Here is a 1,033-nt window from a genome sequence, read left to right as displayed (position 1 = left end):
AGTAGGATTTACTAGTATTCTATTTGTCGGAGGGGATACGTTAACCAGTAACACCCAACAGGTTAATCGAATTGATCAAGTTACTTATCCGGTTATGAATGCGGCTTCATTGAATAGTGTATTGATCTCTCAATTAGCCGAGCGCTTTAATTTGGCAGTGACTCTAGGCGATGACGAGATTTTGGAGATGAACAAGCAAACTCTCGCTGAGATTCAAAATAACTTCAACATTCAAATCTCTCTCGATCCTTCATTACAGAGCTCATCTGCACTTTTGCAAAATCAAACCAATCAATATTTTGAGTTAGCTTACCGAGTTGCTCAAGGCATGATAGATGAAGAGATCAGCCTTAGCGAAGCTGGGCGCTTTGCAAAACAGAGCACCGCAATCTTAGATGAGCTTACTTTGGGTATGCATAAGTTTTCTTTGGCTCGTCAATCAGAGTTTGAAAACGCGGTACAAGATCTAGAATCAAACAATAAAAAAGCTAACCAAATCATGAGTGTGTCTGGTGCTGTAGCCATGCTTGCGATGTGTATCTTTGGTTGGTTTGTGGTGAAAGGTATACGTAGAGATCTCGCGAATATCAGTGACAAAATGCGTGATATTGCTGAAGGGGATGGAGACTTAACGGTTCGCCTACAGCATGAAAAAAATGACGAACTGAAACCTTTAGTTGAATCATTCAATAACTTTGTCTCTCATTTACAACAGAACGTCACACACACTATAGGTAACGTTACTCAGCTGGACACGATCTCTGGTTCACTTGTTAAATCAAGTCAAGTAACAAGTGAGTTGTCGACTAAGCAGCATCTCTCTATTGAAGAAGTATCAAGTTCATTAAATCAATTGTTTCTTGCCGCTAGAGAAATCGCTACGAACGCTAATGATGCTTCGACTTCAGCTTCCAGTGCGAGTGAGCAAGCAAGCTTAGGAGAGAAGCAAGTCAAGAGTACGATTTTAGCCGTGCAAGAATTAACGCATGATGTAAGTAATGCATCTCAAGTGGTTAAACAGCTAAATGACAAC

At 40.5% G+C, this 1,033-nt stretch carries 1 protein-coding gene; it reads left to right on the top strand.

Annotation, left to right across the window (positions count from 1 at the left end; all coding sequences use genetic code 11):
* Positions 1–94: 94 nt before the first annotated feature.
* Positions 95–1,033, top strand: a 939-nt coding sequence (locus tag AB4486_RS25270) for a HAMP domain-containing protein (protein WP_372119465.1), incomplete at its 3' end; no start/stop codon positions are given.

This window comes from Vibrio sp. 10N.222.55.C6, from assembly GCF_041473395.1.
Lineage (GTDB): Bacteria > Pseudomonadota > Gammaproteobacteria > Enterobacterales > Vibrionaceae > Vibrio > Vibrio crassostreae_C.
Note: the sequence above shows the minus strand (reverse complement) of the source record. Positions and strands in the feature narration are given on the sequence as shown.